At 63.1% G+C, this 15007-nt stretch carries 13 protein-coding genes and 1 tRNA gene; 5 read left to right on the top strand and 9 right to left on the bottom strand.

Annotated features, from left to right (window positions below):
- Positions 1-91: 91 nt before the first annotated feature.
- From ACWGTO_RS21080 to ACWGTO_RS21060, 5 genes are all read right to left on the bottom strand, one after another.
- Positions 92-616: a hypothetical protein gene (locus tag ACWGTO_RS21080; protein ID WP_454576734.1), complete on the bottom strand. Its 525-nt coding sequence runs from the start codon at positions 614-616 to the stop codon at positions 92-94.
- Positions 617-919: 303 nt separating this feature from the next.
- Positions 920-1549 carry a hypothetical protein gene (locus tag ACWGTO_RS21075; protein WP_454576733.1) on the bottom strand — a complete coding sequence of 210 codons (630 nt, stop codon included), beginning with the start codon at positions 1547-1549 and terminating at the stop codon, positions 920-922.
- Between the two features lie 236 nt (positions 1550-1785).
- Positions 1786-2316 (bottom strand): DnaJ domain-containing protein, encoded by a 531-nt coding sequence (locus ACWGTO_RS21070; RefSeq protein ID WP_454576732.1) that lies wholly within the window; start codon positions 2314-2316, stop codon positions 1786-1788.
- Between the two features lie 375 nt (positions 2317-2691).
- Positions 2692-2765: transfer RNA gene (locus ACWGTO_RS21065), tRNA-Gln, on the bottom strand.
- A 134-nt stretch (positions 2766-2899) separates the two neighbouring features.
- Positions 2900-3832 carry a lysylphosphatidylglycerol synthase domain-containing protein gene (locus ACWGTO_RS21060; RefSeq protein WP_454576731.1) on the bottom strand — a complete coding sequence of 311 codons (933 nt, stop codon included), beginning with the start codon at positions 3830-3832 and terminating at the stop codon, positions 2900-2902.
- Between the two features lie 285 nt (positions 3833-4117).
- Between ACWGTO_RS21060 and ACWGTO_RS21055 the strand changes: the two genes are divergently transcribed.
- Entirely contained in the window at positions 4118-5458 is a 1341-nt protein-coding gene (locus ACWGTO_RS21055) for a Ppx/GppA phosphatase family protein (RefSeq protein WP_454576730.1), read from the top strand.
- Between the two features lie 339 nt (positions 5459-5797).
- Entirely contained in the window at positions 5798-6508 is a 711-nt protein-coding gene (locus ACWGTO_RS21050) for an RlmE family RNA methyltransferase (RefSeq protein ID WP_454576729.1), read from the top strand.
- A 189-nt stretch (positions 6509-6697) separates the two neighbouring features.
- On the opposite strand, the gene ACWGTO_RS21045 is transcribed toward ACWGTO_RS21050, so the two are convergent.
- Positions 6698-8119 carry an MFS transporter gene (locus ACWGTO_RS21045; protein ID WP_454576728.1) on the bottom strand — a complete coding sequence of 474 codons (1422 nt, stop codon included), beginning with the start codon at positions 8117-8119 and terminating at the stop codon, positions 6698-6700.
- A 312-nt stretch (positions 8120-8431) separates the two neighbouring features.
- On the opposite strand from ACWGTO_RS21045, the gene guaB reads away from it, so the two are divergent.
- From guaB to ACWGTO_RS21030, 3 genes are read left to right on the top strand one after another with little or no spacing between them, the layout of a single operon-like run.
- Positions 8432-9934, top strand: coding sequence for an IMP dehydrogenase (gene guaB, locus ACWGTO_RS21040; protein ID WP_454576727.1), 1503 nt, complete (start codon positions 8432-8434; stop codon positions 9932-9934).
- A gap of 19 nt (positions 9935-9953) precedes the next feature.
- Positions 9954-10523 (top strand): hypothetical protein, encoded by a 570-nt coding sequence (locus ACWGTO_RS21035; protein ID WP_454576726.1) that lies wholly within the window; start codon positions 9954-9956, stop codon positions 10521-10523.
- Positions 10524-10545: 22 nt separating this feature from the next.
- Entirely contained in the window at positions 10546-10965 is a 420-nt protein-coding gene (locus ACWGTO_RS21030) for an MAPEG family protein (protein WP_454576725.1), read from the top strand.
- A 56-nt stretch (positions 10966-11021) separates the two neighbouring features.
- Here the strand turns inward: ACWGTO_RS21030 and rnd are convergent, their stop codons facing one another.
- From rnd to ACWGTO_RS21015, 3 genes are all read right to left on the bottom strand, one after another.
- Positions 11022-12173, bottom strand: coding sequence for a ribonuclease D (gene rnd, locus ACWGTO_RS21025; protein WP_454576724.1), 1152 nt, complete (start codon positions 12171-12173; stop codon positions 11022-11024).
- 75 nt (positions 12174-12248) lie between these two features.
- Positions 12249-13493, bottom strand: coding sequence for an MFS transporter (locus tag ACWGTO_RS21020; protein WP_454576723.1), 1245 nt, complete (start codon positions 13491-13493; stop codon positions 12249-12251).
- Positions 13494-13699: 206 nt separating this feature from the next.
- Positions 13700-14905 (bottom strand): MFS transporter, encoded by a 1206-nt coding sequence (locus ACWGTO_RS21015; protein WP_454576722.1) that lies wholly within the window; start codon positions 14903-14905, stop codon positions 13700-13702.
- Positions 14906-15007 lie beyond the last annotated feature (102 nt).

Below are 15007 nucleotides of genomic sequence, written 5' to 3'. Positions count from 1 at the left end.
CCTCGCCCGATCTCAGCCCAACCGGCAAGGCCAAGGTGCTGGGCACCAGACGGCCGGCTGATACAGCTGGCGGCGAACGCGCAGCCGTGCTTCAGGAACGGCGCGCGAAATGCTCATACGTCACGCGCCAGGGGTCGCTCTCCGCGCGTCTCTCCTCGCCGATCCAGTGAAAGCTGTCGGAAGTGATCTCGGTGAACCGCCACCGGGCCTGCAGACCGCGCGAGTCGGCCCCGATCTGGACAATGTCCTGGCCCTCGGCCCGCCCGATCTGGCGCGAATAGTCCTGGTTGAGCGGATCGCTCCAGATGATGTGCCAGCCGCCGATCCCGGGATCGAAGATGCGCAAGGTCGTGCCATACATGGTGGAGGGGGCAGGGCGCCTGGGCCTGATCCAGATGTCCTGAATGGCGCGGCCTTCGAGCACCCAGGCGAAATGGCATTCGCCATCCCATTTCTGAATTGTGCCGTCGTCGCGGTGGTGGACCGTGTCCATGTCCCAGCTGCCAATCAACCAGCCATACAGATCCATATCTTTTGCCCGGTCGGCCGGGGGACCTTCAGATCCGAGAGCGGTGAGAAACGTCGTCATGATTGTCTCCACGGCAAGCTGCGCCAAAACGCTGCAACGTCGGCGCCACAATCACTGCAGCGTTGCGGGCTCAGGGTCTTGGGAAAAATTGCTGTAATGCCGCGGCTGCCGGCTTCCGCGTTCGCTCCATGTCAGATCCATGCGCCAGTGCTAATGTAGCGGCGGCGGGTACCCCAATGCCCGCCGGGCCGGCGCCTTCTCAGGCAATCTCTTGGATGAGCGGCGCCGGCCGCCGGCTTGGCCGGCGACCAAATTCCTGCGCAGGAATGCCTGGCCAAACAGGCGCTTATCGCTGGGCAGTTTTGGTGGGCATTCCGATATGCCGCTGCCCTAGTCGGTCCCTTGCGGCGCTTCATCTTCCCAGCCCGCCAGCTCCGGCAGGTCGTCAAGCCAGCTCTTCTCTGTGACCGAGGTTTCGCCGGCCTGCGGTGCCGCCTCTGTGGCGTTTTGAATGAGCCAGTCCATCCACTTTCGATAGGCAGCCGGGGCCAGTTCGGGCGGCAGCACCTTGGCCTTGGCCAGCATGCGTTTGCGGAAACTGACTTGCCTGCGCAGCTTGGTCGTCGTGAACTTGATGGTCTTGCCCTGGTATTCAACCGTCCAGCGCCCATCCCCGTGGCTGGCGAGCCTGTCGATGGCAAAACCGGCATCGACCGGCCTGTCGCGCCAGGGAAGCTCGATGGCGCTCCTCCTCAGATCGAGCGCCCATCGCCGGTAGTCGGCGCCGGCACGCTGGGGCGGCAGCACACCAGCCTGTTCGAGGATTTTCCTGCGGAAGGTCGGCTGTTTCTTGATCTGCCCGGTGGTCAGCTCGACGCGATGCCCACGCAGTTCGACGTGCCAGCGGATCCTGCCATTGCCGACATATTTCACCAGCCTGTCGATGACGAACTCGTCATCGGAAAGCGTCACGCATCCTTGGGCGACGCTCTCGAAAATGTACTGGCTATCGGTGGGCATGACGTGGCCTTGTGCAGGAAGCTGTACGAAGCTTAGCCAGTGCACGCACCAGCGGCCACCGATCTTCTTCGCTCTGGGACTCTTGGCAAGCTCAAGGCGTTCGAGAGATCATCGAATAGCGCCTCCATGCCAGGTTCTGGATCGAACCGGTATCGACGATGTGAATCCCTGTTTGAACACAGCCTCGCTGCGGTCCCGCCGGACCTGCAAGTAGCCTGGGTCAACGGTTCAGTGTTCTACGGTCCCAGGAGCCGCACGCTGGTATCGCGACGCAGTTCGGAATCGGCGCGGTCGACGCCTTCAACCGTGATCGCGATTGTCCCGTTCTCAATTCTTGCGATCCACCCCTTCGCCTTCATGTACCAGAGATGGAATTCGAGATGCTCCCGCGGACAGCCTAACAAGCGTTCGATTTCGACGTCGCCAATGCCGGGGTTGCTGACATCCTGGCGGCGCTTCACATAGAGCAGAGAAAGCAGTTTGGCTTGGACCACGGCGTCCTTCTGAACGCCCTTGGCGTCGCTTGCTTCCTCCACCAATTGAATGTGCAGACCGGCATGCTCTCGATAGGAGATGTCGTACTGGGCGCGCTTGACCGGATCTTTCAGGACGTTGTGTGCTTCCACTATTTCACTGAAGCGGGCTTCATTTCCGGTTTGCTGATTGTCAGGATGATAGCGCATCGCAAAATAGCGGAATATTCGCTCAAGCGTCTCCGAGTTGGCGTTCGGGCTGATCTCCAACAGTTCGTAGTAATCGACGAACAATGCGCTGCTCCCTCAAACATCGCCCCCGAAAAACCAAAAGCCTGGGCCGCCTTATCTGTTGCGATCCAGGCCGTCAACCGTCGGGTTTCTCAGTGATGTTGCGCTGGCTTGAGGCCAGCCACAAGCCGGACTTTGGTCCCGGGCTAAGCCGGTACCGGCAAGGCAATAAACGCGCTGGCCTAGTTATCAGCGGCAGACGGCCGGCCGAATGGTGTTCCAATGGATGAACGCGGCAGCAAAATAGCGGTCATTGCGGAAGCCGACGAAGTGATAGCCTTGGCTGTGCCGGTTTCAGTGCGTCCGATGTCCATAGCGTGTTCCTGTTCTTCCGAGTTTTCTCAGAGGAAGTTTTGCAGGAAATTCAAGGAGATGGTTTGGCTGGGGAACCTGGATTCGAACCAGGACTAACGGAGTCAGAGTCCGTGGGTCTACCGTTAACCTATTCCCCAGCAGGCGCTGTCGCGCTGGTGGGCCGCCGAAGCAGCCGCGCGTGCCTTGTAGCCGCCGCCGGAAAATAGTCAAGCCTGCGCTGCGTTTCAATCACGGGCTTTTGGTTTGTGCGTCCATTCGGGCGGGCAGGGCGCTACGTCTCGCCACGGCTGTATTGCGAGTGCTCGAAGAACAGCACCACGCCAAGCGCGATCAGCAGCGGGATGATCAGGTAGAACAGGCGAAACACTAGAAGTGCCGCCAGCACGCCAACCGGGTCCATCTGGGACAGACCGGCGAGGAACACCACCTCGAACACGCCGAGCCCGCCCGGCGCATGCGAGATCTGCGCCACGGAGAATGACACCAGGAACACGCCGAGGATGACGAAATAGCCGGGATTGCCGGCGACGGGCAGGGCAAAGAAAATGATCGCAGCCGCTGCCAAAAGTTCGATTGGGCCGATCAGCAATTGCCGCGCCACGATCGGCAGCGCCGGATAGTGCAGTTGGAAGCCGGCGATTTTCAGCGGCTTCAGATGCAGCCAGCTGCCGAAGACATAGGAGCCGACCAGAATGAGCAAAGCGAGGCCGGCTGCGATCGACAGCCCGTGATGGGGTGCGCCGGAGAAGCGGCCGATGATCTGCGGTTCGAACACCAGCACCAGGCCGCCGACCAGCAGGCTGGAGAGCACGAAGGTGATCCAGCAGATCGCCACCAATATGCCGACATCCTGGCCGGTGAGCCCCCTGGTGCCATAGGCGCGGTAGCGGATCACGGCGCCCGACAACACCGAGCCGCCAATGTTGTGCGACAGCGCGTAGGTGGTGAAGGAGCAGAAGGTGACGAACAGCCACGACACCTTCTTGCCGATGTGCAGCAGCGCGATGTGGTCGTAACCGGCGAGCGAGGCATAGGCGACCACCGCACTCAGCGCCGCCAGCACCCAGCCGCGCGTCGGGATGGCGACGATGCCGTCCCAGACATCGTCGAGCGAAATGCCGCGCAGCTCATGCCACAGCAAAAGCAGCGAGAAGATCACCGCTGCAATGCCGATGACCGGCCACAGATAGCGCCTCCAGTTCATGGAGTTCTCGTCATGCGTTGCTGCCCATCGCCCAGGCGGGCGCGAAAAAACCCGCGATTCACCAACACTACCCCTCATTTCAGAAATGCCTCATTGAAGCCGGCTATTCAACCGGACAAGCCGCGCTATTCCACCCCAAAAGCATTGCCGCTGCATGATGCCGGCAAAATTTGACCCGCTGCTCTTGGTGATCCGGTCCGGCACTGATACTCTGGCGGCAACTTAAAACATTTAGGTGCCTGCTGCGTCCGGTTTCCGGTTCGCGCGGCGCCGGAAGGACCCGAAGTGGAAGACCACGACACCGGCGCAGGCGCGCCGGAAGTGGGCGTGTCCAGGGCTTCGCCGCCGTCAGGTCGGCCGAGCCCCTCCGCCGGGCGGCCCCGCCAGGCGGGGCCTCAGTCCGGTGACGGACAGGCCGGCGACGCCCAGCATCAGCGAGGCAAGACGAGAAAGCGGCGCAAGCGCCGGCGCGGACGCAAGGTTTTTGCACGCGATGAGTTGGCGGTATCGACGCACCTTGTTGCAGCCGGCCCGCCGGCCGTCAGCGTCGCTGCCCCGCCTCTGGTCGCACCTCCGGCTCCGCAGCCCAGGCCAGAACAGCCCACTCAGCGGCCGCCAATGCAGGAACTGCCGGTCTTTGCCGCGCTCGATCTCGGCACCAACAATTGCCGGCTTTTGGTCGCGGTGCCGCAGCGTCATGGCCAGTTCCGCGTCATCGACGCCTTCTCGCGGATCGTCAGGCTGGGCGAGGGGCTGACCGCCAATGGCCACCTGAGCCAGGCGGCGATGGACCGCGCCGTCGAGGCGCTGAAGGTCTGCGGTGACAAATTGCGCAACCGCAAGATCAGGAAGGCGCGGCTGATCGCCACCGAGGCCTGCCGCACCGCAGATAACGGCGTAGAATTCCTGCAACGTGTCGAGCGCGAGGCAGGGCTGAAACTCGAGATCATTGACCGTCAGACCGAGGCCCGCCTTGCGGTGTCGGGCTGCGGTTCGCTGGTCGAGCGCGACACGCAAGGCGTTGTGCTGTTCGACATTGGCGGCGGCTCATCTGAAATCGCGCTGATCGACCTCACTGGCCAGCGCTCGCCGCGGCTGGCCAACCACATCGTGTCGTGGACATCGCTGCCGGTCGGCGTGGTCTCGCTGGCCGAGCGCTTCGGCGGCCGCACGGTGACCCGCGAGATCTTTGCCGCCATGGTCGACGATGTCGCCGTGCGACTGAAAGCCTTCGACGGCCGCGACCGGCTGAGCCATGTGCTGGCCAGCCCAAAATTCCATCTGCTGGGGACGTCCGGAACAGTGACGACGCTGGCCGGCGTCCATCTCGATCTCGAACGCTACGACCGTCGCCGCGTCGACGGACTGTGGATGGACCGCGACAGCGTCGACCGCATGGTCGAAAAGCTGGTCGGCTGGGATTTCCAGCAGCGCTGCGCCAACCCGTGCATTGGCGCGGACCGCGCCGATCTGGTGCTGGCCGGCTGTGCTATCCTCGAAGCCATTCGCGCCGTGTGGCCATCGGAGCGCCTGCGCGTTGCCGATCGCGGCCTGCGCGAGGGGATTCTGAGCGAATTGATGGCCGACGACGGCGTCTGGCGCAACAGTGGGCGAGGCCGAGCGTGAAGCTAGCTGTGCCATGTTGGTGAATGGTCGACCCCCACTCCGTCGAGCTTCGCTCGACACCTCTCCCCCGCTCGACGGGGGAGAGGAACGGCGGAAGCTTATGCAAGGGCGCGAACCTATGCGGGCTGGCGCCTTTCCTCTCCCTCCGGAGGGGGGAGAGGTGGCGCCGCGAAGCGGCGACGGAGTGGGGGAAGGCGTTCATGAAACCCACGGCCGCAGAAAAATAGGAACGACGACGCGAGCGACAAAACCCGGATCAGAAATTCTGATCCCCAATTACAGAATCGAGGCGAAAAGTCGGTTTTCGCAAAAGATCACGCTCGGGCAAGAAATCAGGCAATGACCAAAAAACCGGAAAAACCAGGTTCTGCCAGCATTCGCGTGCTGAAGACGCGGATCAAGAAGAAGAGCGGCCTGAAGGAATCGTCGCGCCGCTGGCTGCAGCGCCACATCAATGACCCCTACGTCCAGAGGTCAAAGGCCGACGGCTACCGCTCGCGCGCGGCCTACAAGCTGATCGAGATCGACGACAAGCATCATCTGCTGAAGCCCGGCATGAAGGTGATCGACCTCGGTGCGGCCCCCGGTGGCTGGTGCCAGGTGGCGGCCGCGCGGACGAAATCCACCGCGGAAAACCCACATGTCGTCGGCATCGACTATCTCGAAATGGATGCCGTGCCCGGCGCGCCGGTGCTGCTGATGGACTTCCTCGACCCAGAGGCGCCGCAAAAGCTCGCCGAAGCGTTGGGCGGTGACCCCGATGTCGTGCTCTCCGACATGGCCGCGCCGACCACCGGCCACAAGCGAACCGACCACATCCGCACCATGCATCTGTGCGAGGTGGCTGCCGATTTTGCGCTGTCGGTGCTGAAACCGGGCGGACATTTCCTCGCCAAGACCTTTCAGGGCGGCGCCGAAAACGAGCTGCTCTCCATGCTCAAGAAGAATTTTCGTTCGGTGCACCACGTCAAGCCGCCGGCGTCGCGCGATGAGTCGGTGGAACTGTATCTGCTGGCGAAAGACTTCAAAGGGCGGGACGGCCTAGAATAAGGTTGTGATCCGGCACACCCCCTCTGTCCTGCCGGACATCTCCCCCGTGGGGAGATTGGCGGTTTCAACGCTTCGCCAGCCTTCAGGTGTTGGAGATTGGCGAAGGCCGAGACGGCATCTGATCTCCCTCCTTGCGGGGGAGATGGCCGGCAGGCCAGAGGGGGGTGCTGTCCCGCCAGCGTTGGAAACTCACTCTGCCGGTGATCTGGCCGGCTCCAGCGTCTTCGGCGTCGTCAACCGGCCATGTCCCGACACCGCGTTGCCGGCATCCGGCGCCAGCCGCATGAACGATATTGACGCCGCCGCCGAGACCGCCGCCACGATGAAGAAGGCGATATGGAAATCGCTGAGCATCAGCGGGCCGCCATGGATCGAGGTCGAGACTTCCAGGATGCCGCCGGCCAGCGCCACGCCGAGCGCGATCGACAACTGCTGGAACACCGCCGTGATCGGCGTCGCCTTGCTGGTGTCTTCGGCCGACACCTCGGCATAGGAGAGCGCGTTGACGCCGGTGAAGAACATCGAGCGGATGAAGCCGCCGACCAGCAACGTGGCCAGCATCAGCGCGTAAGGCGTCTCTGGCGTGAACAGGCCGTATATGGCGATCGATGCGGCGGCGATCAGCGAGCCCCAGATCAATACCCGGCGGAAGCCGGCAAGCCGGAAGATCAGCGCGGTGACGAACTTCATGCCGATGGCGCCGATGGCCGACACGAAGGTAATCATGCCCGACTGGAACGGCGTCAGCCCGAAGCCGATCTGGAACATCAGCGGCAGCAGGAACGGCACGGCGCCGATGCCGATGCGAAACAGCGAGCCGCCGAGCACGGAGGAGCGGAACACCTGGTTGCGGAACAGTTCGAGCGCCAGCAGGGGATTTTGTGCCCGCCGCGCGTGCAGCAGATACAGCGCGCCTGACACCAGGCCGAGGGCCACGGTGGCGAAGCCGATAATCGGCGGCAGATAGGGCAGGCTGACAACCGACAGGCCGAACACCACACCCGACGCCGCGAGCCCGGAGAGCACGAAGCCAATGAAATCGAGCGGCGGTGTCTCGGCAGCATCGGTCTGTGGCAGGAAGCGAGTGGCAAGCCAGATGCCGATCAGGCCGATCGGCACGTTGATCAGGAAGATCCAGTGCCAGGTGAAAAAGGTGGTGATGAAACCGCCGATCGGCGGGCCGACAAGCGGCCCAACCAGCGCCGGCACGGTCAGCCACGACATGGCGGCGACCAGTTCGCTCTTTGGCGTCGCGCGCACCAGCACCAGGCGGCCGACTGGCGTCATCATGGCCCCGCCTATGCCTTGCAGGAAGCGCGACACGACGAAGGCCGGCAGCGAATTGGAAATGGCGCAGGCGATCGAGCCGACGATGAACACCCCGATCGCGGCGCGAAACACGTTCTTGGCGCCGAACCGGTCGGCCATCCAGCCGCTGATCGGAATGAAGATCGCCAATGACACGAGATAGGCGGTCAGCGCCAGCTTGAGCGCGATCGGGCTGGTGTGGATGTCGACGGCGATCGCCGGCAGCGATGTCGCAATCACGGTCGAATCCATGTTTTCCATGAACAAGGCGACCGCAAGGATGAGCGGAATGATGCGGTTCAAAGAACGCGTCCGGACTGGTCAAAAATTGCGTGCCGGCCGGGGGCAAGCCGATACAAGTGGGCGGTATCACGCCTTTCCCCCGATGTCGCATTAATTTGCTGTCACTTTTGTGCGACCGCAAGCCTTGGTGGCGGCTAACAGGACAACCGCAACACTTTGCGGTGAGATGCAATCATCTTCTTTCCAACGCCATCGCGACGTGGTACCAGCCAGCGCCAATCCTGAAAGGGAAGAAACGAGTCGGCGCTGTCCATTGCGGTCCAGCGCTTTTTTGTATTCTCCCATCGCTTTTTCGTATTCGAAGGACTGGCCATGGCAAAAATCATTGAAACGTCCACCGGCGCACTGGCGCTGACCTTTGACGACGTGCTGCTGCAGCCCGGTCACTCCGAGGTCATGCCCGGTGAGACCGATATCCGCACCCGCATCGCCACCGACATCGACCTCAATGTGCCGATCCTGTCGGCCGCCATGGACACGGTCACCGAGGCGAGGCTTGCGATTGCCATGGCCCAGGCCGGCGGCATCGGCGTCATCCACCGCAATTTCTCGCCGGCCGAACAGGCCGAGCAGGTGCGCCAGGTCAAGAAATTCGAATCGGGCATGGTCATCAACCCGGTCACCATCGGCCCCGACGCGACGCTGGCCGATGCGCTGGCGCTGATGCGCACCTATTCCATCTCGGGCATTCCGGTGGTCGAGAATGGCGGCACCGGCGGCCAGAAGATCGGCCGCCTGGTCGGCATCCTGACCAACCGCGACGTGCGCTTCGCCTCGGATCCTTCGCAGAAGGTCTATGAGTTGATGACCCGTGAGAACCTGATCACGGTCAAGGAGAACGTCGACCAGGACGAAGCCAAGCGGCTGCTGCACCAGCACCGTATCGAGAAGCTCGTCGTCGTCGACAAGCAAGGCAATTGCGTCGGCCTGATCACCGTCAAGGACATCGAGAAGTCGCAGCTGAACCCACATGCCACCAAGGACGCGCAGGGCCGCCTGCGCGCCGCCGCCGCCACCAGCGTCGGCGATGACGGCTTCGAGCGCGCCGAACGGCTGATCGATGCCGGTGTGGACCTTCTGGTCATCGATACCGCGCATGGCCATTCGCAGCGCGTGCTCGATGCCGTGACGCGTGCCAAGAAGCTCTCGAATTCGGTGCGCATTCTCGCCGGCAACGTCGCCACTGCCGAAGGCACGCAGGCGCTGATCGATGCCGGGGCCGACGCCGTCAAGGTCGGCATCGGCCCGGGCTCGATCTGCACCACCCGCATCGTCGCCGGCGTCGGCGTGCCACAGCTGTCGGCAATCATGTCGGCTGTCGAGACGGCGCACAAATCCGGCGTGTCGGTCATCGCTGACGGCGGCATCAAATATTCGGGCGACCTGGCCAAGGCGCTCGCCGCCGGCGCCAGTGCAGCCATGATCGGCTCGCTGCTCGCAGGCACAGATGAAAGCCCGGGCGAGGTCTATCTGCATCAGGGCCGCTCCTTCAAGGCCTATCGAGGCATGGGCTCGGTCGGCGCCATGGCGCGCGGCTCGGCCGATCGCTACTTCCAGGCCGAGGTGCGCGACACGCTGAAACTTGTCCCGGAAGGCATTGAAGGGCAGGTGCCTTACAAAGGACCTGTGTCTGGCGTGCTGCACCAGCTTGCAGGCGGGCTAAAAGCCGCTATGGGTTATGTCGGTGGCCGCGATCTCGCCGATTTCCGCGAACGCGCCACCTTTGTGCGCATATCCAACGCCGGACTTCGTGAAAGCCACGCCCATGACGTCACGATTACCCGCGAAAGCCCGAATTATCCTGGCGGAGCCTGACCAGCAGCCAGAGCGGCACATGCTCTGGCGCCATCAGGCGACGATCGTGCTGCGGCTGGCGCGCCATGCGGGCGCGCTTTGTTTTGCCTCCGCGGCGGTTTTCATCGCCATGACGCTGCTGGAATTCTTCTATTTCCGGCAGTTGAGCGGCGGCCTGTCGTCGCTCGATGTGCGCTTTGAAGGGTTCACGCCGGATGAGGGCATGGCCTGGCTGACAGCGCTCGGCCGGCGCGGCAGCGAGATCATCCTCGTCTGGCACTACCTCACCTTTGACCTTCTGTTCCCGGCGCTGCTGTCATTGACCATGGTCAGCCTGATCCTTGCCACAGGGCGGCGGCTGAAGCCCTTTCGCGCCCTGCCCGTACAGGTACAGTCGCTGTTGGCGCTGGTTGTGGTGCTGCCCTACACCTGCGCCGATTATGCCCAGAACATTGCGGTGGCACGGCTTTTGTCCGATGCGCTGTCGGCCAATCCGGATTCGCTGTCCTTCGCCTCGTCGCTGATCGTCACCAAATTCGTACTTCTGGCGATACCTGTCGCCGTCATCGCGGCCTTCATCGTCGCCAGCCGGCGACGTCCACAGGCATGAACAACAAGGCAGGGGCAACGCCATGAGCCAGACCGCAATCTTCTGGCCGATGCTGGCGCAGGTGCTGCTCGTCTATATCGTCTATTGCGTGATGGGCCGGCGCCGGTACGGTGCGGTCAAAACAGGCGAGGCCAAGGTTGGCCAATACAAGGTGCGCACGACCGAGCCGGCGTCCAGCGTCACGGTCGCCAACAATCTCATCAACCAGTTCGAATTGCCGGTGCTGTTCTACGTGCTGTGCCTGGCGCTCCACGCGACCAATGGCGTCAATTATCTGACCTTGGCCTTGATGTGGATTTTCGTGATTTCCCGCTATGGCCATGCCTGGGTCCACCTGACCAGCAACAATCTTCGCTTTCGCAGCCGCGCCTTCTACCTGGGCGCGATCATTCTCTTGCTGGCCTGGATCTGGTTCGCGCTGCACCTGCTCGGCCTGGTTTGAGCAGGCGCTGACTTTGCCTTCTCCACAATGGGAGAGGGGAGAGGGGAAGGCGGATGCTACAGGTCGAACACCGCGATCTTGCGCTTGTCGAACTTGATGCCGATTTCGCCGCGCACCAGCTTCAGCGCGGCCTCGCCGAACACGGCGCGCCGCCATCCCTGCAGCGCCGGCACGTCAGCGGCTTCGCCTTCGGCAGCGATGCGGTCGATGTCGTCGCTGGACGCCAGCACTTTCGAGGCGACGCCTTCCTTCTCGGCGACGATCCGCAACAGCACTTTCAGCAGCTCCGCGGCCGCGCTTGAACCCTCGGGCGGCTGAAAGCTCTTGGGCAGCTTCGGCATCTCTTCCCGGGGCAAGGCGAGCGCGGTGTTGACCGCGCCGAGCAATGCAGTTGCCGTCGATGAACGTTCCCAGCCTTTCGGCGTGGTGCGAAGCTTGCCGAGCGCTGCCCCATCGCGTGGCGCCTGCTGGGCGACCTCGTATATGGCGTCGTCCTTGAGCACGCGGCCGCGCGGCACGTCACGCTCCCTGGCTTCGCGCTCGCGCCAAGCCGCCACCGCCTGCACGATCGCCAGCTCCTGCGGCTTGCGCAGCCGCATCTTCAGCCGCTTCCAGGCGTCTTCGGGGTGCGGATCGTAGGTCTCGCGCGAGGTCAGCACCTCCATTTCCTCGTTCAGCCAATGGGCGCGGTTTTCCCGCTCCAGTTCGGCGCTGAGGTGCTTGTAGACATCAATCAGATGAGTGACGTCGGCCAGCGCATAATCGAGCTGCTTGTCGGACAGCGGCCGGTGGCGCCAATCGGTGAAACGCGAGGATTTATCGAGCCGGGCGCCGGTGATGCGCTGCACCAGCTGGTCGTAGGAAACGCTGTCGCCGAAGCCGCAGACCATGGCCGCAACCTGGGTGTCGAAGACGGGATGCGGCACCAGATCGCCGAGATGGACAATGATTTCGATGTCCTGCCGCGCAGCGTGAAAAACCTTGACCACTGCTTCATTGGCCATCAGCCGGAAGAACGGGGCGAGGTTGATATCGGGCGATAGCGGATCGATCAGCGCGGTGACGCCGGGCGCCGCCATCTGGATCAGGCACAGGATAGGCCAGAACGTCGTTTCGCGGATGAATTCGGTGTCGACGGTGACGAAATCCGACGTTTCAAAAGCGGCGAGAACGGACTCGAGCTCATTTTGGGTGGTGATGACGTGCATCAAATCGCTTTTTAGTAACGGGTAAGGTTCTCTTTCAATTTCAGCCGTGGGCGCTTTCGTCAAGCCGCCCTTCGGTCAAGTATCCGTCGATCCGTCGGAATCGCCATTCCTGCGTGCCAGCCGCGCGAATACGGTCGATGTGCGCAGCAGCGCCGTGAAGCGGCTGCGCTTGCCCGCCGGCACGCTGCCACGCACCTGCATGCGATAGACAATGACGGCGATGAGGATGGCATAGACCGTCGCGCTGAATACAAACAGGGCGCCCGGTCCGAAATACTGCATCACCGTCGACGCCGCGAAGGGGCCGCCAATGGCGCCGAAGGAATAGAACAGCATCAAAGCAGCGTTGATCAGCACGAACTCCCCCTTGTCGGCGCGGTCGTTGGAATGCGCCGCCGACAGCGAATAGAGCGGCATGGCGAAGCTGCCGAAGATGAAGACGATGATCAAATTGAGGGTCGGATTGGCCCCGGCGACGAACGCCAGCGCCAGCGCCGCCAGCATCGCGCCGCAGGTCGTGGCCAAAAGCACCGCCCGCCGGTCCCAGCGGTCGGAGAGAGAGCCGAGCGGGTACTGGATCAGCGCGCCACCAAAGATGCCGACGCTGACGAAGGTGACGACATCGGCCACCGACATGCCGATCTGCTCGGCATAGACCGGCGACAGCGTGCGGAAGGCGCTGTTGGTGACGCCGACGCAGATGCAGCCGAAGCAGCCGAGCGGGGAGATTCGCCAGACGCGCGCGAGGTCGAGCTTGACGTCTTCCGGCGGCGTCGGGTTGGAGCGGTCGCCAAGCGACACCGGCACCAGTGACAGCGTGATCATCATCGACATGATGGCGAAGATGGCAAAGCCGCCGGGGCCGAAGATCGGGATCAGGAACTGCGCGCCGGTCACCGAGCCGATATCGACCATGCGGTAGATGGCGAGTACCCGCGCGCGATCCTTGTTTTCGACGCCGGAATTCAGCCAGGCTTCCATGACGGTGAACAGGCCGGCGAAGCAGAAGCCGCCGGCAAAGCGCACCGCGCACCACATCACGGGATCGATCACCAGCACCAGCAGCAGCGTGCCGGCCGAGGCGGTCGCGGCGAGCGCCGAAAACGTCCTGACATGGCCGACCGCCTTGAGGATGCGGGTGACGGCGAGGCAGCCGAGCAGGAAACCGGCGAAATAGAACGTGCCCATCAGGCCGATGTCGGAGGCGGAAAATCCTTCCTGCGCGCCACGCAACGCGATCAGCGTGCCCTGCAACCCATTGCCCCCAAGCAGGATGCCGGCGGCGATGAGGAGAGGGATCAGCGGGCGGATCGAGGACATGCGGAACCGATGCTTAGAACATGATCCCGAAAAGTGGGAACCGGTTTTCGGAAAAGATCATGCTTCGACAAAGAGCTAGATGAGTATGACGATTCAACGAAACGTCATTCTCATCTAGGTGGCTCCGCAGTTCTGAACCATCGGTGCGGCTATTGCCAGCGGCTTATCCGGCCGCCAACAGGTGTGTGGCTTTCAGGTGCGGCCGTTCAAGCTTCGTGAGCCCTCGCCAACGCTTCGCCAGCCGCCGGCGCGACAGGGCTGGCCGCCCTTCGGCCAAGCGAGCCGGCGGTCAGCAGGCTGAGGATGATAAACGGGATGCCGATGCCGAAGGCCGAGCGGATGCCCCAATGGTCGGAGACGAAGCCGAGCAGCGGCGGGCCGAGCAGGAATGCGACGAAGGAGATCTGCGACAGCGCCGCGACATTGATTGCCGCGGAGCGGTCCGTCCGCTGGGCGGCCGCCGAGATCGCCAGCGGAAAGATCGCACTGCTGCCGATGCCCAGTAGGGCAAAGCCCAGCATCGATATGTGCGGGGCAGGCGAGAAGAAGACGAGCAGCACGCCTACCGCCATCGTCGCCAGCAGCACCCGGGCCACGCCGCTCGGCGAGTGGCGCTCGACAAAGCTGTCGGCGAAGAAGCGCGTGCTCGCTTGCGAGAATGCAAACAGCGCCACCGTGAAGCCGGCGACGAACGGGCCTGCATCGAACACGGTGCGCATATAGATCGCCGACCAGTCGATGCTGGCGCCTTCCATCAGCATTGCCGACAGTGTCACTGCGACGAGGACGAGGATCGGCAGTGTCGGCCGCGCCAGCCTTGGCGCCGTCTCGTCATTGCCGGCGAAGCGGCTCGGCGCCGGTTCGTAACCGCCGAGAAACAGCGCTATTCCAATCGCCACCATCGGTACGACGATCGCCAGGTGCAGTTGCGGCGATATGCCGAGATGCGCAAGTGCCGCGCCGAACAGGCCGGCGCCGAAAAAGCCGATGCTCCAGAACGAATGCGCCCGGTTCATGATCCGACGCTTGAGCAGGAATTCGGTCCTGTCGGCTTCGACATTGAGGATGATCTCGACGCTGCCGATCATCAGGCCGACCGGAATCAGCATCAGGAACAGCGCGAGCGGCCCAGGCGCATGCACCGCAAGGGCATAGGCTACCGACAAAAGCGGGACCAGCCCGAGCAATGCACGGCGGAAGCCGACGCGCTCCAGGATCGGCGCCGCCAGCGTCAGCGCGGTCAAGGTGCCGATCGGCGTCCCGATCAGGCTGAGCCCGAGCGTGCCGTCCTCGATGCCCATGGCATGCTTGATGTCGGGCAGCCGCGGAAAGATGTTGCCCATGCCGAACGAGTAGATCGCAAAACCGGCATAGACCCGGTGTTGCGGAGCGAGGCTGATGCCAAACGTCATGACGATGCTTTCAAGACAGGGGAGCCGGCGGTTGCCACCGGCTGGATTTGCTCGACATCTTGCACAAACATGCAAATCATGCAAGAACGTGCATGAAGAAAA

The organism is Mesorhizobium sp. PL10 (assembly GCF_053714315.1).
Note: the sequence above shows the minus strand (reverse complement) of the source record. Positions and strands in the feature narration are given on the sequence as shown.